Source organism: Veillonella sp. ICM51a (assembly GCF_000524355.1).
GTDB lineage: Bacteria > Bacillota > Negativicutes > Veillonellales > Veillonellaceae > Veillonella > Veillonella atypica.
Window position 1 is genome coordinate 68,506 of record NZ_JAPX01000023.1, and the last position, 23,954, is coordinate 92,459.

The 23,954-nt window shown below is 35.0% G+C and carries 28 protein-coding genes; 3 read left to right on the forward strand and 25 right to left on the reverse strand.

Features of this window, described 5'->3' with window-relative positions; genetic code table 11:
* Positions 1-3: 3 nt before the first annotated feature.
* The 14 genes from HMPREF1504_RS03415 to cobU all read right to left on the reverse strand — a co-directional run bounded on the left by HMPREF1504_RS03415 (position 4) and on the right by cobU (position 11,417).
* Complete coding sequence (locus HMPREF1504_RS03415; protein ID WP_038123455.1) at positions 4-942, reverse strand: metallohydrolase; 939 nt, start codon at positions 940-942, stop codon at positions 4-6.
* Positions 942-1,346, reverse strand: coding sequence for a transcription antitermination factor NusB (gene nusB, locus HMPREF1504_RS03420; RefSeq protein WP_038123456.1), 405 nt, complete (start codon positions 1,344-1,346; stop codon positions 942-944). The genes HMPREF1504_RS03415 and nusB overlap by 1 nt, the downstream gene beginning before the upstream one ends.
* 9 nt (positions 1,347-1,355) lie before the next feature.
* Positions 1,356-1,727: an Asp23/Gls24 family envelope stress response protein gene (locus HMPREF1504_RS03425; protein WP_005383334.1), complete on the reverse strand. Its 372-nt coding sequence runs from the start codon at positions 1,725-1,727 to the stop codon at positions 1,356-1,358.
* A gap of 11 nt (positions 1,728-1,738) precedes the next feature.
* Entirely contained in the window at positions 1,739-2,128 is a 390-nt protein-coding gene (locus tag HMPREF1504_RS03430) for an Asp23/Gls24 family envelope stress response protein (protein WP_038123458.1), read from the reverse strand.
* A gap of 131 nt (positions 2,129-2,259) precedes the next feature.
* Positions 2,260-2,817, reverse strand: a complete 558-nt coding sequence (gene efp / locus HMPREF1504_RS03435; protein ID WP_005378924.1) for an elongation factor P — start codon at positions 2,815-2,817, stop codon at positions 2,260-2,262.
* A gap of 15 nt (positions 2,818-2,832) precedes the next feature.
* Entirely contained in the window at positions 2,833-3,906 is a 1,074-nt protein-coding gene (locus HMPREF1504_RS03440) for a Xaa-Pro peptidase family protein (RefSeq protein WP_038123460.1), read from the reverse strand.
* A 70-nt stretch (positions 3,907-3,976) separates the two neighbouring features.
* Entirely contained in the window at positions 3,977-4,675 is a 699-nt protein-coding gene (locus HMPREF1504_RS03445) for a pseudouridine synthase (protein ID WP_038123461.1), read from the reverse strand.
* Positions 4,676-4,710: 35 nt separating this feature from the next.
* On the reverse strand, positions 4,711-5,349 hold the full coding sequence (cobC, locus tag HMPREF1504_RS03450) for an alpha-ribazole phosphatase (RefSeq protein ID WP_038123465.1): 639 nt from the start codon (positions 5,347-5,349) through the stop codon (positions 4,711-4,713).
* A gap of 9 nt (positions 5,350-5,358) precedes the next feature.
* Positions 5,359-6,489 carry a histidinol-phosphate transaminase gene (locus HMPREF1504_RS03455; protein WP_038123466.1) on the reverse strand — a complete coding sequence of 377 codons (1,131 nt, stop codon included), beginning with the start codon at positions 6,487-6,489 and terminating at the stop codon, positions 5,359-5,361.
* A 13-nt stretch (positions 6,490-6,502) separates the two neighbouring features.
* Positions 6,503-7,381, reverse strand: a complete 879-nt coding sequence (locus tag HMPREF1504_RS03460; protein ID WP_016475569.1) for a hypothetical protein — start codon at positions 7,379-7,381, stop codon at positions 6,503-6,505.
* 45 nt (positions 7,382-7,426) lie between these two features.
* Positions 7,427-8,314 (reverse strand): adenosylcobinamide-GDP ribazoletransferase, encoded by an 888-nt coding sequence (cobS, locus tag HMPREF1504_RS03465; protein ID WP_038123469.1) that lies wholly within the window; start codon positions 8,312-8,314, stop codon positions 7,427-7,429.
* Between the two features lie 7 nt (positions 8,315-8,321).
* On the reverse strand, positions 8,322-9,314 hold the full coding sequence (gene cbiB / locus HMPREF1504_RS03470) for an adenosylcobinamide-phosphate synthase CbiB (protein WP_038123472.1): 993 nt from the start codon (positions 9,312-9,314) through the stop codon (positions 8,322-8,324).
* A 5-nt stretch (positions 9,315-9,319) separates the two neighbouring features.
* Positions 9,320-10,846 carry a cobyric acid synthase gene (locus HMPREF1504_RS03475; protein ID WP_005378845.1) on the reverse strand — a complete coding sequence of 509 codons (1,527 nt, stop codon included), beginning with the start codon at positions 10,844-10,846 and terminating at the stop codon, positions 9,320-9,322.
* Positions 10,839-11,417 carry a bifunctional adenosylcobinamide kinase/adenosylcobinamide-phosphate guanylyltransferase gene (cobU, locus tag HMPREF1504_RS03480; protein WP_038123474.1) on the reverse strand — a complete coding sequence of 193 codons (579 nt, stop codon included), beginning with the start codon at positions 11,415-11,417 and terminating at the stop codon, positions 10,839-10,841. Before cobU ends, HMPREF1504_RS03475 begins: the two co-directional genes overlap by 8 nt.
* 64 nt (positions 11,418-11,481) lie before the next feature.
* Between cobU and HMPREF1504_RS03485 the strand changes: the two genes are divergently transcribed.
* A complete protein-coding gene (locus HMPREF1504_RS03485; RefSeq protein WP_005379051.1) occupies positions 11,482-11,820 on the forward strand; it encodes a hypothetical protein in 339 nt (112 codons plus the stop codon).
* A 38-nt stretch (positions 11,821-11,858) separates the two neighbouring features.
* On the opposite strand, the gene HMPREF1504_RS03490 is transcribed toward HMPREF1504_RS03485, so the two are convergent.
* The 11 genes from HMPREF1504_RS03490 to HMPREF1504_RS03540 all read right to left on the reverse strand — a co-directional run bounded on the left by HMPREF1504_RS03490 (position 11,859) and on the right by HMPREF1504_RS03540 (position 22,770).
* Positions 11,859-12,374 (reverse strand): cob(I)yrinic acid a,c-diamide adenosyltransferase, encoded by a 516-nt coding sequence (locus tag HMPREF1504_RS03490; protein WP_038123476.1) that lies wholly within the window; start codon positions 12,372-12,374, stop codon positions 11,859-11,861.
* 21 nt (positions 12,375-12,395) lie between these two features.
* Entirely contained in the window at positions 12,396-12,803 is a 408-nt protein-coding gene (gene ndk, locus HMPREF1504_RS03495) for a nucleoside-diphosphate kinase (RefSeq protein ID WP_005378852.1), read from the reverse strand.
* 18 nt (positions 12,804-12,821) lie between these two features.
* Positions 12,822-13,682, reverse strand: coding sequence for a zinc metalloprotease HtpX (htpX, locus tag HMPREF1504_RS03500; protein WP_005379787.1), 861 nt, complete (start codon positions 13,680-13,682; stop codon positions 12,822-12,824).
* A 46-nt stretch (positions 13,683-13,728) separates the two neighbouring features.
* Complete coding sequence (gene thrB, locus HMPREF1504_RS03505) at positions 13,729-14,655, reverse strand: homoserine kinase (RefSeq protein ID WP_038123477.1); 927 nt, start codon at positions 14,653-14,655, stop codon at positions 13,729-13,731.
* Positions 14,656-14,659: 4 nt separating this feature from the next.
* On the reverse strand, positions 14,660-15,949 hold the full coding sequence (locus tag HMPREF1504_RS03510) for a homoserine dehydrogenase (protein ID WP_038123479.1): 1,290 nt from the start codon (positions 15,947-15,949) through the stop codon (positions 14,660-14,662).
* 42 nt (positions 15,950-15,991) lie between these two features.
* A complete protein-coding gene (locus HMPREF1504_RS03515) occupies positions 15,992-16,441 on the reverse strand; it encodes an ACT domain-containing protein (protein ID WP_005379031.1) in 450 nt (149 codons plus the stop codon).
* Positions 16,442-16,457: 16 nt separating this feature from the next.
* Positions 16,458-17,444 (reverse strand): lysylphosphatidylglycerol synthase transmembrane domain-containing protein, encoded by a 987-nt coding sequence (locus tag HMPREF1504_RS03520; protein WP_005383313.1) that lies wholly within the window; start codon positions 17,442-17,444, stop codon positions 16,458-16,460.
* The gene (locus tag HMPREF1504_RS03525) at positions 17,441-18,295 is read right to left on the reverse strand and encodes a ChbG/HpnK family deacetylase (RefSeq protein ID WP_016475564.1); all 855 of its coding nucleotides are present in this window, start codon (positions 18,293-18,295) and stop codon (positions 17,441-17,443) included. Before HMPREF1504_RS03525 ends, HMPREF1504_RS03520 begins: the two co-directional genes overlap by 4 nt.
* A gap of 253 nt (positions 18,296-18,548) precedes the next feature.
* Positions 18,549-19,343: an RNA methyltransferase gene (locus HMPREF1504_RS03530; RefSeq protein ID WP_038123483.1), complete on the reverse strand. Its 795-nt coding sequence runs from the start codon at positions 19,341-19,343 to the stop codon at positions 18,549-18,551.
* Positions 19,325-21,055 carry an ABC transporter ATP-binding protein gene (locus tag HMPREF1504_RS03535; protein ID WP_038123484.1) on the reverse strand — a complete coding sequence of 577 codons (1,731 nt, stop codon included), beginning with the start codon at positions 21,053-21,055 and terminating at the stop codon, positions 19,325-19,327. Before HMPREF1504_RS03535 ends, HMPREF1504_RS03530 begins: the two co-directional genes overlap by 19 nt.
* On the reverse strand, positions 21,055-22,770 hold the full coding sequence (locus tag HMPREF1504_RS03540) for an ABC transporter ATP-binding protein (RefSeq protein WP_038123487.1): 1,716 nt from the start codon (positions 22,768-22,770) through the stop codon (positions 21,055-21,057). Before HMPREF1504_RS03540 ends, HMPREF1504_RS03535 begins: the two co-directional genes overlap by 1 nt.
* 198 nt (positions 22,771-22,968) lie before the next feature.
* Here HMPREF1504_RS03540 and tpx point away from each other — a divergent pair, with 198 nt between their 5' ends.
* Both tpx and HMPREF1504_RS03550 read left to right on the forward strand, forming a co-directional pair.
* Positions 22,969-23,484 (forward strand): thiol peroxidase, encoded by a 516-nt coding sequence (tpx, locus tag HMPREF1504_RS03545; RefSeq protein WP_038123489.1) that lies wholly within the window; start codon positions 22,969-22,971, stop codon positions 23,482-23,484.
* 60 nt (positions 23,485-23,544) lie between these two features.
* The gene (locus HMPREF1504_RS03550; RefSeq protein WP_005378783.1) at positions 23,545-23,940 is read left to right on the forward strand and encodes a phosphate-starvation-inducible protein PsiE; all 396 of its coding nucleotides are present in this window, start codon (positions 23,545-23,547) and stop codon (positions 23,938-23,940) included.
* Positions 23,941-23,954 lie beyond the last annotated feature (14 nt).

Consider the following 23,954-nt stretch of genomic DNA (forward strand, 5'->3'; position numbering starts at 1 on the left):
TACCTACTTTTGTGTTGCTAAAAATGCCCCATAAGCATTTCCCGTAGCATTGTCGACGGAGAATTTAGGATTTGCAAAATGAACAGTTACGTTATTCTTATGACAAAAACCATTTAGACGATTGCGTAGTATAGAATTACTCATTACACCACCCACGGCAATTAATGTTGATACTGGTGTATGTTTGAGATGATAGGTTAATAATTTTTCCAGAGAATTTCCTATACAACTAAATAGTGCCTTACTCATAGATGCAGGTGACGCCCCTTTTTCAATATTACGCAGTGCAGCACTACAAGGTCCAGCAAAGCTAATCCATCCTTCTTTAACAGAGGAAGGTAGCGGATCATACGTATCTGTTGGTGAAGCAAGCAGTTCTAATTCTTTGCCACAAGGAAATTGAATACCTAATGCAACACCTACACGATCGACAAATTGTCCGCCTTGTAGATCCTTAGAACCACCGATAATAGAGCTTTCAAAAACTCCCTTACCTTTATATTCTGTTAAAACGAGTTCTGTAGTACCACCAGAAAGATGTAAGCTATAGAATGGAAACGTAGGGACATGTCCAATTTCTCTTAGGGCTGCTAAAATATGATTTTCTTGATGTGCAAATTCATACATTGGTACTTGCATCATATGACTTAGTGCTCTACCGAAACCATGACCAACAAGAAAGGCCGGCATATAAGAATCATCAGAGCGTCTAGGAAAAGCACTAACACCAATACCCGATAATGGAACTTGAGGTAATTCTTCGATAAGACGAGGCAATACCTTTGTATGTTGAAACACCATATTAGATTGTTGAAGTCCCTTCATTCCTGGCTTTACATCTAATATTTTTCGAGCTTCCCCTACTATATTTAGTTCATCATCAATAATGGCACAGCTCGTCGTATAACAGCTTGTGTCAATTCCTAGAAAATATCGTTTCATTATTTACTCTTATTATAAGCATCTAGAATCGCATTGATTAATTTATAGGATGCATCAGAACCAAAGGATTTTGCTAATTGTACAGCCTCGTTGATAACAATAGATGGAGATACCTCTTCACTATTGTAGTTGAGCTCCCAAATCGCAAGACGTAAAATGGCGCGGTCTACTTTATCCATAAGTACAAATTTCCGTTTTGTGCAATATGGTTCAAGTATTGTGTCGATTTCTTCGAGATGGGATAACACACCATCTATTATTTGGTTTGCATAAGCAATATCCATAGACAACGAGATTTCTCCATCTGGGAAAAACACATCATCATTAGAGGTATGAAATTCATTAGCGTATAGAACTTGGAATGCATATTGACGTGCTTCACGTCTATTTCTCTTTTTAGACATATTGTCTCCTTATTCTTTGATAATTCCTTCAATATGTACATCAACCTTTACGTGATCAAGGTCAAGCGTATTCTTTAGTGTTTGTTTAATTTCAGACTGCAATTGTTTTGCTATATCTATTACATTGTATCCGTATAGACAACGGATATACACATTAATTTCGATAAAGCCTTTTCTATGCTTTACATTAATGCCTGGTAAATTTTTTTGTCCAAAAGCGTTCGTTATACCATCAACAATTTCATCATATAAGCGTGGACTTAAAGAATGAATACCAGGAATTGTACTTAAGGGCTTAATAGCAACATCAATGATGACGGAATCTGCAATATCTACTGTTGCTGTATCTAAGCCATAGTTTAATTTATCGTCTTGACTCATAGGCCCTCCTATTATTCGTTACGCTGAATTGGTTCAGGTGTAAAATCATCAAAAATAATATCTTGGACTACGATGTCAATTGTTTCAACTTCTATTTCTGTGTAATTGACGAGTGCAGTTTTAATCCGCTCTTGTAAGCGCAGTGCAATATCAGGTATGCGATACCCATAGGAGATACTCACATATAATGTAACTGAAATTACTCCGTCATCGTTAAAGGAAATCTTTACACCTTCATGGGTATTTTTACGTCCAAAAAAGGTATTAACCCCATCATTAAAGGTAGAACTCATATGATGGATTCCTTTAGTATCCAATGCGGTCATACTAATAATAATAGCATATACATTGTCTGCGATTTTAATTTTACCAGTTTCTAACTCAGTATTTTTCTTAGTCATATAGGCCTCTTTCAAAAAAGAGCACCTGTCCCTATATAATGACATAGACGACAAGTGCTCAGCTTAACAAAGATATATGGGGGACTATATTACATTTAAAAGATCTGGCCCACTATATCAATGAAATAGTTTTAGGCACGTTCGATGTATTGACCAGTACGAGTATCAATACGAAGTACATCATCTACTTCGATAAAGAGAGGTACTTTTACAGTGTAGCCTGTTTCTAATACAGCTGGTTTATTACCACCTGTTGCAGTATCGCCACGGATACCAGGATCAGTTTCAACTACGCGAAGTTCTACAGCTACAGGTAAGTCGATACCGATTACAATACCTTGGAAGAACATGATGGATACTTCCATGTTTTCAAGAAGGAAGTTTTTAGCATCACCTAGTTGTTCAACATTCAATTCCACTTGATCATATGTTTCGTTGTCCATGAATGTGTATGCGCCATCAGCTTCGTATAAGTATTGCATACGACGACGGTCAACATGTGCTTTTGGCACTTTTTCACCAGCGTTGAAAGTACGTTCTACTACGGAACCAGTTTGCAAGTTTTTCATTTTTGTACGCACGAATGCAGCACCTTTACCTGGTTTAACGTGTTGGAAATCAACTACTTGCCATACATTACCGTCGATCTCAACGGTTACACCTGGGCGGAAATCATTACTGGAAATCATCTAACTCTTCTCCTTCTAAATACCTATTTCGATTAACTCTTTTGGACTATGTGTTAATAATTCACAGCCATCAGCTTTAACAATAACACTATCCTCTATTCTCAATCCGATTTCACCAGAAAGATAAATACCTGGTTCTACCGTAATGATCATATTTTCGGAAAATACCGTATCGGACTTTGCATTGGCTACTGGTTCTTCGTGAATTTCTAGACCCACACCATGTCCCGTACCATGATTAAACTCCTTGGTATATCCTCGTTCTCGTATATAGTCACGACATACTGCGTCAAGTTCTTTGCCTGTAATTCCTGCACGAACTGCTGCAACACCTCGTTTTTGAGCTTCTAAAACTATACTATACAAATTCTTTTGTTGCTCTGATGCGGGGCCCATAACGACGGTTCGAGTCATATCTGAATGAAACCCTTTATACACGGCGCCAAAATCAAAGGTGATAAAATCACCGGCATCTATAATCTTATCACTAGCCACACCATGAGGCATACTAGAGCGATTGCCGGATGCTACAATTGTTGCAAATGAAGATTCCTCTGAACCTCGTTTTAACATTTCTGATTCGAGTATGATACGCGCGTCATTCTCCGTCATACCCACCTTTAATTGCGGTAATAATGCTGCAAATGCATCGTCTCCAATTTTAGCAGCTTTACGCATTAATTCTAATTCATCTTCTCGTTTTACAGCACGTAATTTTGCAAAATTGATAGATGTAAAATTAAAGCGTTCATCTAAAGTATCACATAAGGTTTCATATGTATCAACAGGCATATATTTTCCTTCAATACCAAAGAGACCATCGTGGATGTGATTGTCATTAAAAATATCTACAAGAGTATCCATAACTGATGTTTCATATTGAATAACCTCATAGCCTTCACATTGTTTTGTAGCTTGCTCTGTATATCTAAAATCGGTAATCATGAAAGCTTTATCTTGTGTGACAATAGCAAATCCTGTGGTACCTGTAAAACCAGCAAAATAATGTAAATTTATAGGGTCAATTAAAACGACACCAGTTAATTCTTGTTCTTTAATATACTTTTGTAGCTGATTTAATCCGTTCATAATCATGCTCCTAGTCTATAAAGTACACCTTATAATACCATAAAATGCCTATATTGAATAGATTTTCATGCTATTTTTTAAAGTCTACTACATCTTGGTCGTCTATTTCTGAATATGTATTAATAGCCTCAATGCCATTTAATGTAATATGACCTATGGACAATCTTTTTAAATAGGTAACTTCGCCTCCAGCGGCCCCAATCATACGTTTAACTTGATGGTACTTGCCTTCTTCAATGGTTATATGTAGAGACTGTTCAGAAAGAACGTCTATATTAGCCGGTTTACATTGGGTTCCATCCCCTAATACTATTCCTGTTTCTATACGTTCAAGACCTTCTTTTGTGAGTTTACCATTAAATTCCACATAGTATACCTTCGGTACATGTTTGTGTCCATTAATGATAGAATGCGCCCAAATACCATCGTTTGTGAGTAATAATAGACCTTCTGTATCTTTATCTAGGCGTCCCACAGGAAATACACCCATTTTCTTAAACTCAGGTGGTAATAAATCCATCACTACAGGATGCATAGGATCTTCTACAGCCGTAATATATCCAGCAGGTTTATGAAATTTAATATAATACTGTTGTTTTGTTGATATTTGTACGCCATCAACTGCAATGATATCATCATCTATATGTATGGATTGGTCCTTTTTTAGGATAACAACACCGTTTACAGTAACACGTCCATCCTTTATAATTTGGTGAACCTCTTTGCGACTACCAAAGGCTTTATTGGCTAATAGTTTATCTAATCGCATCTTAATTCCTCTTTCATAGCATTTGAAAGAATCAATTATACATGCCCTCTTAAATTATCTACGTGAGCAGTATCATTTAATAAGTTTAAAATATTATGGTCCGATGGTCCCATACCATTGTAAAATATGCGATTAATTGCTGTATTACCTTGGCTGAAATTCCAACAGTGACCAATGGGAATATCAAGCATTTTACATAAAAGTGTACGAATCGTCCCACCATGACAGGTTATTAAAATTGTTTCGTCATCATCATTTTGACTTATAAATTCTGAAAGACCATCCCATGCACGATTTTGTACTTCTTGAAAGCTTTCTCCATTTGGTAGCTTGACAATATCAGGTTGTCGATACATTTGATCAATAAGGCCTGGCCATCGTTCTTCGATTTCTGAGAACAATAATTTTTCCCAGTCACCAAAATCAATTTCTCGCATCCGAGGATCTATTGTAATATCGATATTTCGATTACCACGAATCGTTTCTGCTGTTACGAGGGCTCTAGATAGGTCACTTGATAAAATACGATCAAAATGTACATTCTTCAATGCATTAGCGCAAGCTTTTGCCTGTGCTATTCCATTATCATTCAAAGGAACATCGGTTATGCCTTGATAGCGACCTATCTTATTCCATTCTGTTTCGCCATGTCTAATAATATATAATGTTTTCATGTTGTGTTCCTATTTCTCAAATATGGTACTTAATAAATGAATAAGTTCCACGTTGTGTGCATGATCTTTTATAGCAATCCGCATCCATTTTGGACCTAACCCTTTATAATTAGCACAGCTACGAATTAATAGATTATGTTTTTCTAATCTAGTTTGTACATCTGTAACTGTAATATCAGGATCATTAATTTCCATTAAGATATAATTGGCAGATGGCTTATAGACTACTAAATCTTTAATAGCAGATAATGATTCATACATATACTTTGCTTCATTAGCCAATACCATCTTACTATCGTTAATATACTTAGTATCGGTTAGTGCGGATTCAGTATAAGCTTGTGCCAATGTATTTACAGACCATGCAGGAATATATTGACGCAATTCTTGTATTAATGTAGGATTAGCGAACACTGCACCAATACGAAGTCCTGGTACAGCATAAAATTTTGTAAAAGAATGTACGATAATTACATTGTCATATTGATTAATGAGCTCGCGCATAGAGTGGCTATTGTCTCGTAACGATTCATTACCAATAAAATCAATGAACGATTCATCGATAACAAGTAAGCTATTAGCATCTTTTAACATTTGTGCTAATACCTTGATTGATTGTTTATCCAACAATGTTCCATCTGGATTATTAGGGTTACCTAAAAATACGATAATGCGTCCATCTTGACCTTTTAATTCAGCAGCAAATGTTTGTAATGCTAAATAAGGTACTTCAAAATATGGGGTGCCATCATCATTTTGTCGCTGACGATAAAAAATTTCCCTTACAGGTATGTTCGCAGCATCCATAGAGGCTTGGTATTCAGAGAAGCCAGGCGCAGGAACAAAAGCCCCTGTAAATCCAGATAATCGTCCAACTGCATAGAGGAGCTCTGCAGCTCCGTTACCAAGAAGTATAGAATCTTTTTCTATACCATATACATCGGCAATAGTATTCATAACATCATCATTTGTAACATCTGGATAATGAGATATATATCGCAACCGTTCGTTTAGTGCTTCTAAGCCTTTTGGACTAGGTCCTAATAGATTAATATTGGCACTAAAATCAGTTACTTCAGATAGATTTATTTTGTGGTCATGAGAAAATTTAAAGATATTTCCGCCATGTGTATCTGGCATAGGAGATCCTCCTTTATCGTTTTATATATGTTAGTCCTTCATTTGTTGTTTCCACAATATCAATATATTGTAAGGTAGGTAATTTTTTTTCGATGTATCGCTTACATTCATCGATAGCCGTATAATCACTTGGAAATAATAGTCCCATTATTGTACCACTGTGAGCAATGATTGTACCGACGCTATGAAAAGCATTACCAATGTCATGAAATTCATATAAATTTGGTTTATATAAAATACGTTGATTAGCAAAGGCACTCAATGTAGCGGCCTGTCCTATCAACGTAATATCATGTGTTTCTAGACCTTTTTTGAAGAGCTCTAGTGATTCTCTAATGATAGGCTCTTTCTCCTGTATTTTATGGGATAAATCTTTTTGTTGATTAAAAGAGATGGTATCAATAGTACCACCTTCATCAAATATGAGTATTTTTAAAGGCGGACACGTTCCTAAAAAATTACAGATGGACCCATTTATATAATCAAATTGTGTAATACCAGGATAAAAAGCAGCATCCGTCGGCTCTACTGATAAACAGATGGTTTCTAGTTCTTTTGGTGTTAATGCTCTATTACATGATAAAGCAGTGGCCATTGCTGCTACTGCTATATCCGCAGAACTAGAAGCCATTCCTTTTCCTTGAAGAATATCTGATCTTATATAGATAGCAGTATTATCACGGCTAGGAATATGTAAAATATCCTTTACTAAGTTGCGAGCTTGACTAGACTTAGGTTGTAAGGAGCAATAATAGTGTGGCAATGGATGTGTTACCTGGCTCAGTGCATAGGAATAGCGGTTGATTGGACATGTCACAAGAAATGATTGTCCATCAATGGCCCCTTGGATAAATTCCCCACAAGTGCCTGGTGCACGAACATAATAAGTCACTAAATCCTCCTTACACAATAAAACAATCTATGTATAATTAAATGATTAAAGAATAGGAGCTTTCACAACAGAAGATAATAATGTCAACGTAATTATATATACTAATATCAACAAGACCTCTGTTACTTCAACAACGAAGCCATATGTATCACCAGTCGTTCCACCTAGTTGTTTAACTATATAATGATTGATAATACGGTTGATGATATAGCTAACGATCATCGAGAAAATATTGATTTCCATTAAGCCTACCAAAGCGTATGCTAGGCCAAAAATAGCTATGTTATATGGTATAAAGGGAATCGAAAGTATACTTGTTATACCTAAAGCGATTACATATAGTAACGATAAAAGTAAACAAATAATAATAGGCATACAGAAAGTAGAAATCGTGCTCCATGTGATGACATGTTTTGGTGCATATACTGCAAAGGCCTGTCCCATACCCGATTTTCGAGCATATGGATAAGAGCGAATACTTAAAATCAATGTGTATCTACTCATGAGAGGCATCATTACAAGTATAATAGGTATAAATTCAGGTATAGGAATTGCAGTTAACAGTTGCCATTTTAACAATGTGATAAATACAAAAGCTACAACCCCAAAGGAACCTACACGGCTATCCTTCATTATTTCTAGTTTTTTCTCTCTTTCACGGCCAGAAAAAAGTCCATCACTTGTATCCATTAATCCATCAGCATGTAAACCACCGGTGAACAAAAATTCACTAATAACGATAATAAGCATTAATGGCATAGGTGACAAAAATTGAGAGAATATAAAATAAATTAGGGTTAAAAATATACCGATGATCAATCCAACAAAAGGAAATGTACCAACAGACTTACCAAAATCTTCCATGGACCATTCTGTTTGATTTACTATTTTTAGTCTAGTTAGAAATTGTAAAGCTATAAAGAAAGGTGTCATCTATGTATTACTCCATAAATTGATAAGCGACTATAGTGGTGATGATTATCATAAGTATTGTTGACAAATACATCATATATATAGATCGAGTAATATGTAGTCGATTTAGTGTTTCTAATGCATCACCCATATATTCACGAAACGTCATCTTTTTAAAGTACTGGTTATAACCGCCTAGGCGAATGTGCAATGCCCCTGCTACAGGCGCTTCTGCATAGCCACCATTAGGGCTAGGATGTTTATAGGCATCGCGAAGACCAATACGAAATGCGGATTTGCCATCAAATCGTAATATAAAGGCAGAAATAACTAATAATAGGAATGTTAGTCGTGCTGGAATCCAATTTAATATATCATCTAAACGAGCCGCCACACGCCCAAAGAACATATATTTTTGGTTCTTATATCCCAACATGGAATCCATAGTATTAGCTGTGCGATATAATATAGCTCCTATAGGACCACCTAATATAAAGAAAAATAGTGGTGAAATTATGCCATCAATAGTATTTTCTGATATCGTTTCTACTGTGGCCCGAGTGATTTCACTTTCATCAAGATCTTCTGTATCGCGCCCTACAATCCATGAAACGCGATGTCTTGCATCATCGATACGACCTTGTTTAAGCAATCTATTAATTTCAAATCCAGCCGCACCTAATGAACGAGGTGAAATTGTAATGTACACGATGAGAACTTGAATAGAATATTCTACCCATTCATTAATGAGACTACCAATCCATAGAATTAATGAGGCTATGATATAAATGGTTAACAATATAAATCCAACTGCAATACCACCATACCAAAGTTTTTTTGTATCATTATCTGTATCTTTATAAAATACAGCCTCAAAAAATGATATGACACGACCAATTAGGGCAACAGGATGAAACTTACTATTGGGATCCCCAATAATCGTATCAATAATAAATGCCAAAATTGGAATACACACATAGTTGTAGTGTTTAAACCACTCTAAGAGAATGTTTAAATCCATTAATATCACCCATTATCCTTTAATAGAGTCATAATGTAATCCATATCCAAATGTTCTTCTACGATGTCTGCTAAACGATTATACGCATTGTTTTTATGTTCGAAATAATGGAAAACAACAGGTGTTTCATCTAATCCTTTACGTAAACGCAATTGATTTATAATAAAACGACGGAATTCATCATTATCAAAAACACCATGAATGTAGGTACCCATAACTTGATGACGACCATCGATAAACCCATCTACGACCGTTATAGGAGTTTCACTACGTTTAGTAATGGTAAAACAACGTTTTACAGTATTATCATTTGGTGTTGTATCCCCCATATGAATTTCATAGCCTACAAGTTCACTACCAGAAAATGTACCGTTAAGGAAATGTAAATTCTCAACATCAAATGTGACTTGATGTGTCGTTTTTTGATCCTTCATGGTTGTAGTAGAGTTAACTAAACCGAGACCTTCACTCTCCTCAATATCCCCTTCCATGTGATGCGGATCATATATAGCAGTACCAAGCATTTGGTTACCACCGCAAATACCGATTACAGGAGTTCCTTTTTCCGCGAGCTCTTTAATCTCATTAGCTAAGCCGGAGTTTTTTAAATATGTTAAGTCAGCCAATGTATTTTTAGAACCTGGTAAAATAATCAAATCAGGCGTACCAATAACATCTCCAGAACCGACAAAACGAACGGATACATCTGGTTCATAGTTCAATGCATCAAAGTCTGTAAAATTAGAGATTTTAGGTGTTTGGATTACAGCAATTTGAATGTCTTTAGAACCTACACTCTTTTTATTTTCCAAAGCTACAGAATCTTCTTCATCAATATCAAGGTTTTCTATGGCAGGAATAACACCAACTACTTTTTTACCTGTTTTTTCTTCGATGAAAGTCAATGCTGGTTCTAATAACTTAATATCGCCACGGAATTTATTAATTACGATCCCCTTTATTAAATCGCGTTCTTCTGGTTCGAGTAATTCTAATGTACCAACAATAGAAGCAATAGCACCACCTCTATCTATATCGGCAATGAGAAATACAGGCGCTTGTGTCATTTTAGCAATACGCATATTTACGATATCATTAGCTTTTAAATTAACCTCAGCAGGACTACCAGCACCTTCGATGACAATCATTTCAAAATTTTCATCGAGAAAGGCAAGAGATTCTTTGACCTTATCAAGAGCTGTTAAGGAGTAATGAGTATGATATTCTTTAGCACTATAGACACCAACTGGTTTGCCCATTAATACGACTTGAGATGACTGATTTCCTGTAGGTTTAAGCAATACAGGGTTCATCTGTACAATAGGATCAATACCAGCTGCTTCAGCTTGGGCAACTTGTGCTCGTCCAATTTCATCACCCCATTTGGTTACATAGGAGTTTAAAGCCATATTTTGTGCTTTAAATGGCACCGTTTTATAGCCCATTCGATAAAGAATGCGGCATAATGCAGTACATAAAATACTTTTGCCTACATTAGAGCTCGTTCCTTGGAACATGATTTTTTTAGCCATTTATATGAACCTCCTGAGATTTTAATTCTATGGTTACTCCACTAATTGTTAAGTACATTTTATTGGCAGCACTAGCAACCTCTCGATTTACACGACCAGTTATATCGCGGAAATATCTTGCCAATTTATTTTCCGGTACAATACCTAATCCAATTTCATTGGTCACAAAAATAACAGTTTTATCATTACTGTTATTAATTTCCTGTAATAATAGTCGCAACTCTTCTAAAATAATAGATTCAATACGATTAGCATCTTCCTGCGAATTGATATCCCCATGAGCAAAGACGTGATTTGATGTAAACATTGTAAGACAATCAATCAAGATGACATCACTTACATTCTTAATTTGTTCCCAATTTTTGTGTAAGTATAGTGGAATTTCGAAGGTAATCCACTCTTTACCACGGCGCAATTGATGCTTTTTAATACGATCTTTCATTTCGTCATCAAAAGCTTGCCCTGTAGCAACATATGCCTTGCGCCCTTTTAAGGATAAGGCTAATTGTTCTGCAAATTCACTTTTTCCACTACGAGCTCCTCCGGAGCATAGAATAATTGTAGATTTCATAAACCACCTATACAAGTATATATAATTTCTGTATCATTATTAGTATAACAAAAGGAGATACACTATGGAAATTATGAATATGAAATTAAAAATGATGTCTACCCTTTGGGAAAATACCTATCGTGTAGCTATTGAAGATGGTCAAGGTGGATATATTGGTACATGTCGTGTAGTTGTTAATGTTCCGCTAGACCCTTCTGAATTACCTCCTAATGCACCTATTGTGGAACCACAAATGTTTGTATTAGTAGAGGATTTTTCTTTTGATGCATCTAAAATTATAAATTTTGAGACAACATTAGCAGATTTATTGCGTGAAAAATTTAGATATCAAATTCCTCATATCTTCTTTTTCTATCCAAGTCCACATGATGTATTGAATCAAGAAATTACACAATCTTAATAAAGAAAAAAGCTATGTGAAGACATAGCTTTTTTTGTTTATTCTTCTCCGATTTCTTCTTCTACACGACTTAATATGAAGCATAAATCAGATAGTCGATTTAAGTATCGCAAATTAGATTCATGTACGCTTTCACCAGCGTCTAATACACGCCATAAATCACGTTCTGCACGACGAGCAACTGTTCTAGATACATGTAAGTAGGCAGAAGATTTATTCTCACCAGGTAGAATAAATTCTGCAAGAGGTTCTAATTTTGCATCAAAACGGTCGATAACCTTTTCCAAATGTTTTACTTGTTGATCTGTTATTTGTGGTGCTTGATTCAAGCTAGCAATATCAGCCATTAACGTCCATAAGGAACGTTCTATATCGAGTAACTCAGCTTGTACTCTTACGTTCTTTGCATAAGCTCGAGCTAATCCCAAGAAGGCTTGAAGCTCATCAATCGTACCATAGGCTTCAACGCGAAGAGAAGATTTCTTTACACGTTCACCTGTATAAAGACCTGTTGTACCTTGATCACCTGTTTTTGTATAAACACTACTACCCATGGCTTACCTCCTAATTAGATGTTATTTATATTCTGGGAACCATAAATGAATTTCACGTGCTGCTGAATCAACTGAATCAGATGCATGTACAACATTAGAATCCATAGTTAAGGCATAGTCACCGCGAATACTACCAGGTGTGGCATCTACAGGATTAGTTGCACCATTGATAGTACGTACAGAAGTAACGGCATTTTTACCAGCTAGTACAAAAGCTAGTACAGGTCCAGAAGTGATAAAATCAACCAATTCACCAAAGAATGGTTTATCCTTATGCTCTGCATAATGTTCTTGTGCTAATTCTTTTGGAGTTTGAAGTAATTTCATAGCTTTAATGATTAAGCCTTTACGTTCATAACGTGTAAGAATTTCACCACAGATTTGACGTTTTACACCATCTGGTTTAATAAGAACTAAAGTTTCTTCCATCTTTAAACCTCCCTTTTATTAAAATCTATAATGTGGATTTAGAGATAGTTTTTTCAATCTAGCAATACGATCCTTAGTACTAGGATGTGTGCTAAAAAGATTCGACAAACTAGCACCAATACCCATCATAGGATTAATTATAAACATATGCGCTGTAGCATTATTGGCATTAGGTAATGTTCCATATTTAGAATATTCTTCAATTTTAGCCAATGCCGATGCAAGTCCTAAAGGGTTCTTGCTTAACATAGCCCCACCCTCATCAGCTAAATATTCACGAGTACGAGAAATACTCATCTGAATAATAGCAGCTGCTATAGGCGCCAAAATAACCATACCAATCAACGCAAGTGGATTGACATTATCATCGCGGTCATCAGAGCGACCACCAAAGAACATACCAAAATGGGCAATAGTAGATATAGCGCCTCCAATAATGGCAGCAATAGTACTAATTAGGGTATCACGATTTTTAACATGTGTTAATTCATGACCTAAAACGCCCGCTAATTCATCATCTGTTAATAAACGTTGAATTCCGGCTGTTACAGCTACCGCAGCATGTTCTGGATTACGACCAGTTGCAAATGCATTTGGTACGTCCGTAGGGATGATATAAACCTTTGGCATTGGTAGTTTACCGTTTTTAGCTAATTGTTCAACCATACCATATAGTTTTGGGTTTGATTGAGCGGTAACTTGTTGTGCATTGTATTGTGCTAACACAATCTTATCGCTATACCAATACGATGCTATTGACATGCCTGCAGATATGATGAACATTAACATCATTCCACGAGCGCCGCCAAAGGCATCGCCTAATAATACTAGTATCACTATTAAAGTGGCTAGTAACATTGTTGTTTTAAAATTATTCATAGAGTCCTCCAACATAAGTTTTTGGACTATGCCTTAACTAGATTTATTATACCACATTTTGAATAGTTGTGGCTCCTGCTGTATCTGCCTCTAACACATATACCTTGTTCTCAATACCATGGAAATCAAAGATTTGCCCCATTGCATCAGCTACTGTTTGTACGTGAGCTTTATCTGTATATGCAATCAAGGTAGAACCAGATCCACTGATAGTTGCACCATAAGCTCCAGCGGCTTTTGCGGCAGAGAATACCTTATCACAATGTGGAATCAACGTTTTTCGATACGGTACATGGAGATTATCCTCCAAGGCAACCGCAAGATTATCCAATTGGTTCGTAATTAAACTAGTTACAAATAACGATGCATGACTCACATTTTGAACAGCCTCTTTAAAAGGCACATGATTTGGTAATACAGATCGTGCATATTCTGTAGAAACTAATACCTCTGGTACGACTACAGCAAAATGAAGTGACTCTGGTACAGGGATAACTGTATTCAACACTTTATCTTTTAGGCCTGTAGCACAACAAAGATTACCAAAAATGGCTGGTGCCACATTATCTGGATGCCCTTCCATACGATTGGCAATGATGAGTAACTCTTCTTTTGAAAGTGGTTTATTTACGAGATTATTGGCTAGTAAAAGCCCACCTACAATAGCGGTACTACTACTACCAAGGCCACGCGATGGCGGAATCAGTGTTTCTGAATTAATATGACCATATTGTATTGGTTCTTGTGCTTTAGCAAATACTTGTTCAATAGCTATGCCGATGAGATTCTTTTTAGGATCTTCTTTTTCTAATATATCAGCGCCATATCCATGAAATGTATAGCTAAAAGATGTAGCATTTGCATCAGGTGTAAATTCAAAAATATTATATAGATTTAATGCTAGTCCAAGGCAATCAAATCCTGGACCACAGTTGGCACTTGTAGCAGGTACTTGTACACGAATAGTTGTCATAATATTACGCTTCCATAATTCTGATTACACTGCTTACTTCTTTCACAGAGCGCAAGCTATTAAAAGAATCGATTAAATTTAAAATATAGGAATGTGGACATTTAGAAGTCACAATAGCAAGTACTGCTGTTTCAGGATCTTTATTCCGTTGAACGATTGAAAGAACAGAGATTTTTTGCTCTGCTAATTTTGTAGCAATTTTTGCAAGAACGCCAGTTTTATTATCAACAGCTAATCGCATGTAGTAACTAGATTGTATTTTACCTGGAGAATAAATATTCTTTTGGTCAAAGTAGAATGGTTTAAAACGTCCTGTAGATTCAAAAGCTACGTTTTGAGCTACTTCCATAATATCGCTAACAACGGAGCTGCCTGTTGGTAAACTACCGGCGCCACGTCCATAGAACATGGCATCATCAATGCCATTACCCTTAATATAAATTGCATTGTACGAGCCGCGTACAGATGCAAGTGGGTGTGTTAATGGTACGAAAGCAGGGTATACATTGAGAGATAAACCCTTTGACGATTCTTTTGCAATGCCAATAAGTTTAATATTGTATCCGAATTCCTTACCAAAGGAAATATCTTCTGTATCAATGTTAGTAATACCTTCTACAGTTACATCCTCGAAGAATATACGACGGTTAAAGCTAATGGATGCTAAAATAGCAAGTTTACGAGCTGCATCTAATCCTTCTACATCGGCAGTTGGATCAGCTTCTGCATAGCCTAAATCTTGAGCCTCTTTTAATACATCCCCGTAACTTAATCCTTCATCTGTCATTTTAGATAAAATAAAGTTTGTTGTACCATTCATGATACCAACAAGTTCAGTAATTCGATTACCGCCAAGAGAATCGTATAATGTTCTAATAATTGGAATGCCACCTAATACAGATGCTTCAAAACGTAAATCTACGTGGTTTTTATACGCTAAGTCAAATAAATATGGGCCTGCTTCTGCTAATAAATCCTTATTGGCTGTAACAACACTTTTTCCATGTTTTAAAGCTGCTTCAACACAATCTTTCGCAAATGTAGTGCCCCCCATTAATTCAACGACAATAGCAATCGATTCATCATTAAGCACATCATCGATGTTAGTCACGTATTGTGCAGTGCTTGGTAATGTAATATTTGTGTATTTATCTGGGTTGCGAACAAATATTTTTGAAATCTCGATAGTTACACCGCTTCTGTTAGTAATCAAATCGACATTATCTTGTAATAAATTAAATGTTCCTTGGGAAACAGTACCAAATCCTAATAAGGCTATTTTAACGGTCTTCATAATGGTCCTACTCTCTTTTGACTGGTCAATATAGCATTTATATTATGCTTGACCTAAAATTTCTACTTTAATAATTCCTTTCATATTGCGAATATCATGTAATAATTCCTCTAAGGAACCTTGCAAGTTTTTGGTTTCGAAAGAAATACTACTATTAGCAATACCCTGTAATGGAATATCTTGATTTATGGTCAAGATACTTCCGTTTTTATCGGCTATTGCTTTTAAAACACTTGATAACATACCTGATTCATTGGACATGGAAACGGTAATGCTAACAATTTTTCCTTGAGCAATCTCAAAAAATGGAAATACATAATCTTTATATTTATAATAAGCAGATCGACTTAAATCCATTTTCTCAACAGCTTCATTTATAGTTTTTACTTCACCTAGTTTCAAAATCTCTTTTACTTTAATCGTTTTCTTAATCGCTTCTGGTAAAATATCTTCTTGAACTAAATAAAATTTGTCCTTTTTCGGTTTTGTCATACTAATTCTCCTTACATTAATTAGATGTTTCCTGAGCAACAAACTGACGTCCATATAAAGTTAATACTGCATACATACCTATAAAAAATGGTACATATTCTGCCATCACACGCCACGCCACAGCTATAATACCTACAGTGCCACTCGGTACGAATGGTGCAAAAAGTAAAATGAATAATCCTTCAGCAATACCTGTTCCCCCTGGAGTGGGTGCAAAATAAAGTATTAAATTCAATAATATCATTCTATCTAATATCGTAATAATTGGTACATCATTAGTAAAAGCAAACATCAATGCCGGTGCTATACAGTATAAGCATAATAAACTTAATCCTGATTCGATAAATACAATAAAGGATTGAGTAGGTTTTTTATACAATAATGCAAGCCCTTGATTTAGTGTTTCTAATTTCGCCAACCAATCTTTGGTCTTATGGGCCTTAAAACGTTGTGCTAGATTATATACGAATTTCCTCATATATACCGTTTGTAAAAGATATGTTCCTAATAAGGTGGCCATGACGGCCAAGAAGGAAAATAGTAATAACATATCTCTTGAAATATATGGTATTTCTATGGAGTCATATAAAAACACAATCGGTAACATGATGACTAAAAACATGATTGAAAAAACCGTACGTATCAATACGATTGGAGTTCCCTTACTTATCGGGACATCATAGCTTCTTAATACGAGTACTTGAGCCACAGCTCCACCACTGGCACCTGGTGTGAGCATAGCCATAAAATAATTGCTAAATATAACCCGAAGTACAGCTTTTATTGATAAATGATAACCGCCAATTTTTACAAGGCGCTGCAATCTTAATCCATCAAAATACATCCCTAAAGCAAGTGCAATAATGGCAAGCAACAAAGATTCACCATTAAATGTCGTTATTGTTTTTAGGGCTTCTAAATCGATAGTATAATAAATGATTCCTAAAGATACGGCAAAAAGTAGGACAAACATAAATATGCCGCGTCTCATCATCTTACTCATAACAAATCCCCATAATTAATGAGTTCTATATTATGTTGTGAAATATATCTACGTACATTATCGGATGTCATAGCAGATAATTCATCTTGCCAATGATAACCCCAATTATATTGATTTCTTAAAATTTCATCACTAATACCTGGATGCGTCATAATTTCATGGGCCCCAGATAGAGAGCTAACTTGTTTTAAAATCGATAATAATTCTGTTTCTCCTAAAGCACCACCATTAATCATACCCCAGAAGTATTGTGTAAAGTAAATCCCCTTGTCGCGAATGCTAGGCAATGCTTGAGCAGCCACGGTGCTCAAACCACATTTCCCCATAATACGAACAGGATTATGCACGCCATTTAAAAATGTTATTTTTTCATTTGGCACACGTATAGCTTTAATTTTATATCGCATAGCCTGTTCTAAAACTATAGGTAGAATACTAGGTAATACATGCATATGTTGGTGTCCATCAATATGAGTTACGTTTACACCAGATTCCATAATTTTAGAAACTTGCTTTGTAATCTCTGTTCTCACTTCATCATAATTAATAGAGCCACTATATATGCGCTTCATAAACTCTATATAATTATCAACAAAAACACCTTCGTTTGTTACAAGACTAGGAATTTCACTAGGATCACTTACAGGAGCGATTCCTCCCACCAAAGCAATGTGAATACCTATACCCAACTTTGGATATTCCTTTGCCATATCTACTGCTTCATTAAAAGCAGCACCACTTGCCAATATAGATGTGCTTGTAATAGCACCTTTAGTATGCCCTACGATAATACCTTCATTTATAGCTGAATGAAGGCCAAAATCGTCAGCATTTATAATTAATTTTGACATATGCGTGCCTCTTTATTCGTAAAAACGGAAAAACAATGTTCACTCAGAAAAGATATATGTTATTTTAACAAATACAGGTATATAAAATCAATACAAAATAGTAATACTTGTATACTGGAAACGGACTTTTTATATCGTTTTCACATAATTTATATACCCTTCTATCATAGATAATCATATTTTATACTACTATAGAAAATTATATACCCTGTCATCAAAAATGATCGATGACAGGGTATCGTTATAATATATATTAAATTTGTTCTCTTACTTTATACATACATAGGGCGGCCGCAATTGATACGTTTAAAGATTCTATATCACCATACATGGGAATTGTAATAGCCTGATCACACATTTCAATAATTTCTCTAGACACTCCATTTCCTTCATTACCGAGTATAATCATGGTTCGTTTAGGATATGAAATGGTATGATAAGGTTTTGCATTTTCTAGTGAGGTAACATAGGTTTGTATCGTATTATCCTTTATGAAATCATAAAATTCAGATAATGTTACATCTTCAAAAATAGGAATATTACAAAGCGCACTCATCGTACTACGTACGCATTTTTCGTTATAAGGATCTACGGTTCCTTTTAACAAGAATATACCTTTTGCACCAGCAGCCACCGCTGTACGAATTATGGTACCTAAGTTTCCCGGATCCTGTACACCATCTAGTGCGACATATAATCCATCCTCTACTATCAATGAATGCAAATCATTAACACATTTTTTCGCTATACCTAGTATACCCTGTCCGTTTACAGAGTGCTCAATTTTATCAAATATTGGATCTTGTACTACATAGACGGAAGAAACAGTAAAACCTTTTTGCACTAGTGGTTCCAATTCACTTCGCTTTGATTCTCTAATTAAAATAGAGCGCAAACAATCTTTTTTTCCTATATCCGTTACAGCACGAATTCCTTCCACCGTATATTCACCAAATTTTTGCCGATATTTTCGCTGTTGTAAACTGATAATATGTTTTATAGTCTTATTGTCTTTCGATTGAATATAATCTATTTTTGGTGATTCCATAACTCGTAAAAATCCCCCTTATGTTGCATAAGCTCATCAAATGTTCCATCTTCCACAATCTTACCATAAGAAAGAACTAGAATTCTATTTGCTTTTTGTACAGTTGATAAACGATGCGCTACATTTATAATTGTTTTTTCACCACGTATAGTTTCAATACTTTCTTGAATTTGTGATTCCGTATGACTATCGATATTTGCCGTTGCTTCATCAAGCAATAAAATCGGTCTATTTAAAATCAACGTTCTTGCAAAGGCTAATAATTGCTTTTGGCCATCTGATAATAGCGATCCCAAATATCCTACTGATGTTTGATATCCATCTGGCAAAGATTCAATCATATCGTGTAATTTGACCTTTTTAGTAGCGTCTATAATAGTGTCCATAGAGATAGAGGAATCATATAAATTAAGATTATCTTGAATCGTACCTTTAAATAAGTATGCATTTTGAAATACATAGCCCATAATATTTCTAATCATTGAAGAATCATATTGGCTAATATCATGACCATTAATATAAATGTTGCCTTTTGTAGGGCGCAATATGCCCATCAATAATGAAAGTAATGTTGATTTTCCACTACCAGATAGTCCTACAATACCAAGATACTCCCCTTTTTTTACTGTAAAAGAAATGTTATTCAAAGCATATACATCACTGTTATCATAGGAGTAATACACATCTTTTAATTCGATGGTATCAATCGTTTTAAATTCATTGGGAACAGTTGTTATCAACTCGCGCTTTGGTTCATTCAAAATAGGAATCAATCGTTCTGCACCGGCCAATGCACTTTGCAAGGAATTATATTTATCAGCAATTTCTTTCATAGGTTGAAAGAATCGATCCATATATTGTATAAATGCAAATACCGTGCCTGCATCTGCTACGGATTCTAATAGATTTGTCATTGTAAAAATAACAATAAGTGCTACAAAGAACAAACCATCTACGAGAGGTCTAAAAATAGAAAATGTTGTAACCTCAAATATACCGGCTTTTAAAAACTCACGATTAACAGAATCATACCGTTGTTCAATACTTCTTTCACCTAAATAAGTTTTTACAATTAATATGTAATTTAACAATTCTTTGATGCTCGAATTAGATGCTGCTACAGAAGAACGAACTTGTCTAAAAGCTTTTCTGGAAAACTTTTGATACACCCAGATAATAAACCCCATTATAGGAATCAACAAGGTCATAACAATTGCTAAGGGCACATTAATAGCATACATAAAAGCTAATATGCCCAAAATCATCAATGCACTGCTTATGAGTTTTAGCAATACATCTGTATATAATGTACGCAATGATTCTACGTCATTGGTAATACGGGTCACCCAATTACCTATAGGCAAAGACTGAAAATCTTCGGCGGATTTATGAAGAATTTTTTCAAATACCGTACTGCGTATATGAAAAATAATCTTCTGCCCAAATGTAGATAATAAATAGTTTTGTAGGAGAATAAAGACAATGCTGCCAACTATAGTTAATGCATATAGTCCAGCATAATGCTGAATAGTATTCAAATCTTTCATAGCAAAGCCTAAATCGATAGCTTGTTTAGAAAGATATGGACGTATAAGCGAGCATAATAGATTACTAATAAGAGCTATACTAGCCAAAATGAGTAGCCATAAATAAGGCCTAATATATTTTGTTAAATATGTAAATAGGCGCCAATCATTATACTTTAGTTTCATTATTGGGCCTCCTTATTTTGAGCTGTATACATCTGATAATATAAACCGTTTTTACACATTAACTCATCATGTGTTCCAACTTCGCAAATTCTACCTTCATCAAATACAATGATACGATCCGCATGCTTGATTACCTCTAGTCGTTGAGATATACATAAAATGGTTTTATCCTTTGTAGATTGCAATATTTCTAACATTTTATCTACAGTTATGGCATCTAAAGCAGAGAAGCAATTATCTAATAATAAGTAAGGTGCATTTTTGTAAAATCCACGTGCAATATTGATGCGCTGTTTTTGACCACCTGATAAATCGCGCCCTTCCTCTGCTAATACGCTTAATGGATTCTCCAAATCCTTTCCTAAGTCACGATATAATTGAGCTTTTTTGGCTGCTTCAGCAACGGTAGTATGATTTTTATTTTCATAACCGAAGCTAATATTGTCAGCAATTGTTGAACTTAGTAGATATGACTGGGTTGGTACATAAGAAATCGAATTTCTAACAGTACCAATAGGCAATGTCGTAATATCTTGATTATTAATATAAATAGTCTTTGATGGTGCTTTTTGAAGTCCTAATAATAATTTGAAGAGTGTACTTTTACCAGAGCCAGGCTTACCCACTATACCTACAAACTCTCCTTTTTTGAAGGTAATATTAATTTGACGTAATGCAGGTGATTTAGATTCATCATAGGTAAAATTTAAATATTTTATATCAATATCGCCTAAACCAAGTTGTTTACCATCAGTGTCATTACATTCTGCAGGTAGACTCATAAAATCAATAATTCGATCAAGGGAGGCCATCCCCTTTTGAACTATGGCTACTAATGAACCTAAAGAAATCAATGGTCCTATAATAAGCATAATAAAAGCATTGATTGTAACGAATTCACCGACAGTCATAAGGCCTTCTACGGCTAAAGTACCACATATATACATACTAATACTGATACATATAAATGGCGCAATCATAGTTAGAGGCGATAAAATAGCATCAAGAATAGCTACACTCATATTATCGGAATAATTTTTCTTGTTAATACGATTAAACAATCCTCCTATAATCGATTCTTTATTAAAAGCTCGTATAACATCCATGCCTTGGAATAGTTCTTGCCCAAATTCTGTCATGTCACTATATGTAGTTTGAGCCTGACGTTGTTTCTTTCGTAAACGCCGGCCTAGTGTAAAAATTGAACCTAAAATAAAAATAACCGGTGTCATAATCTGTAAGGCTAAAATAAAATCTATTTTTTGAATTAATATGATAGAGCCCAATATAGAATATAAAATAATATCAACGACGATCATAACACCTAAACCTAGGGCAACGCGTAATGATGTAACATCATTTGTCATTAAAGCCATTACCTTACCAGGTCCGTTAACATCATAATATGTAGTAGGAATTTCTAAAGCACGAGCACATAATTTTTGGCGGAATAAATACTCCATGCGTCGAATAGATCCTAATAATGTTCTACGTGATATAACTTTCAATACAGTAATAATGATTAATAAACCAATGAAATACAATATATAATGGGTTAAGCCCTCTTTATTATGACTCAATGTATCGATGGCACTACCAATTAATTGTGGTACAATTAAAAAAGCTACATCGATTGCGATTAGCATAGTTAATCCGATGAGATAATATATACCTTCACGGCGAAAAAATTCCTTGAAAATTGCATATGGATTCATCGACTACCTCCTGTTTTCTTTCTATCGTACCATTTACTACATAATTCTTCTACCTAAAACATTAAACTGAACTATATCCAAAATTAATAACAAACTATATCGAAAAAATTAGTTTACTAAAATGGATAGAAATGGTATACTAACTATAGAAACATTGTTTAATCTATTTAGTATATAAACTCTTAGGAGGAATAAAACATGGAAAAACGTACTGGTGTTGTAACATTTGCAGGTAACCCTATTACATTGGTAGGCCCAGAAATTAAAGTAGGTCAACAAGCACCTGATTTCACAGTATTATCTAATGATTTACAACCTAAAACTTTGAAAGATTATGAAGGTAAAGTAAAGGTAATTTCCGTAGTACCTTCTCTTGATACTGGCGTATGTGATGCACAAACTCGTTGGTTCAACCAAGATGCAACAGGTTTATCTGATGATATTGTAGTATTGACAGTTTCTATGGACCTTCCATTTGCTCAAAAACGTTGGTGCGGTGCTGCAGGCGTAGATAAAGTAGAAACATTATCTGACCACAAAGATGCTTCTTTCGGTACAAACTATGGTTTCTTAATCGAAGAATTACGTCTATTATCCCGTGGTGTTGTAGTTATCAATAAAGATAACAAAGTAACATATGTTGAATATGTTCCAGAAGTAACTCAAGCTGTTAATTTTGACGCAGCATTAGAAGCAATTAAAGCTGATATCTAATATTAGCTACTTGTTAAGGTCGTACATCGTACGGCCTTTTTCTATTCATGGGAGTTATGTATGTGGATTAAATTTTCAAAACTATTATTAACTATAAAAAATATCGCCCTCCTCGGCGTTGGTATAGCCTTGTGTATCGCTTTAGTTAATTCACTAATTAATTTAGGTGTTATTACATGGGCCAATATTAATGATGAAAGCACATATTACAATCTTATTGAAGAATTAATTACCTTCTTCCTCTATTTCGAGTTTATTGCGTTAATTGTAAAGTACTTTAAAAATAACTTTCACTTTCCTTTAGACTTTTTCCTATATATTGGTATTACGGCCATTGTTCGATCAGTAATTATTGCCCATGATACAGCCTTTGACATCCTCATATGGGCTATCTCTATTTTTGTGCTCGTATGTAGTTTAGTATTGGTAAAAAAATATATTGGTCACGATGAATAATATAATTATTTATG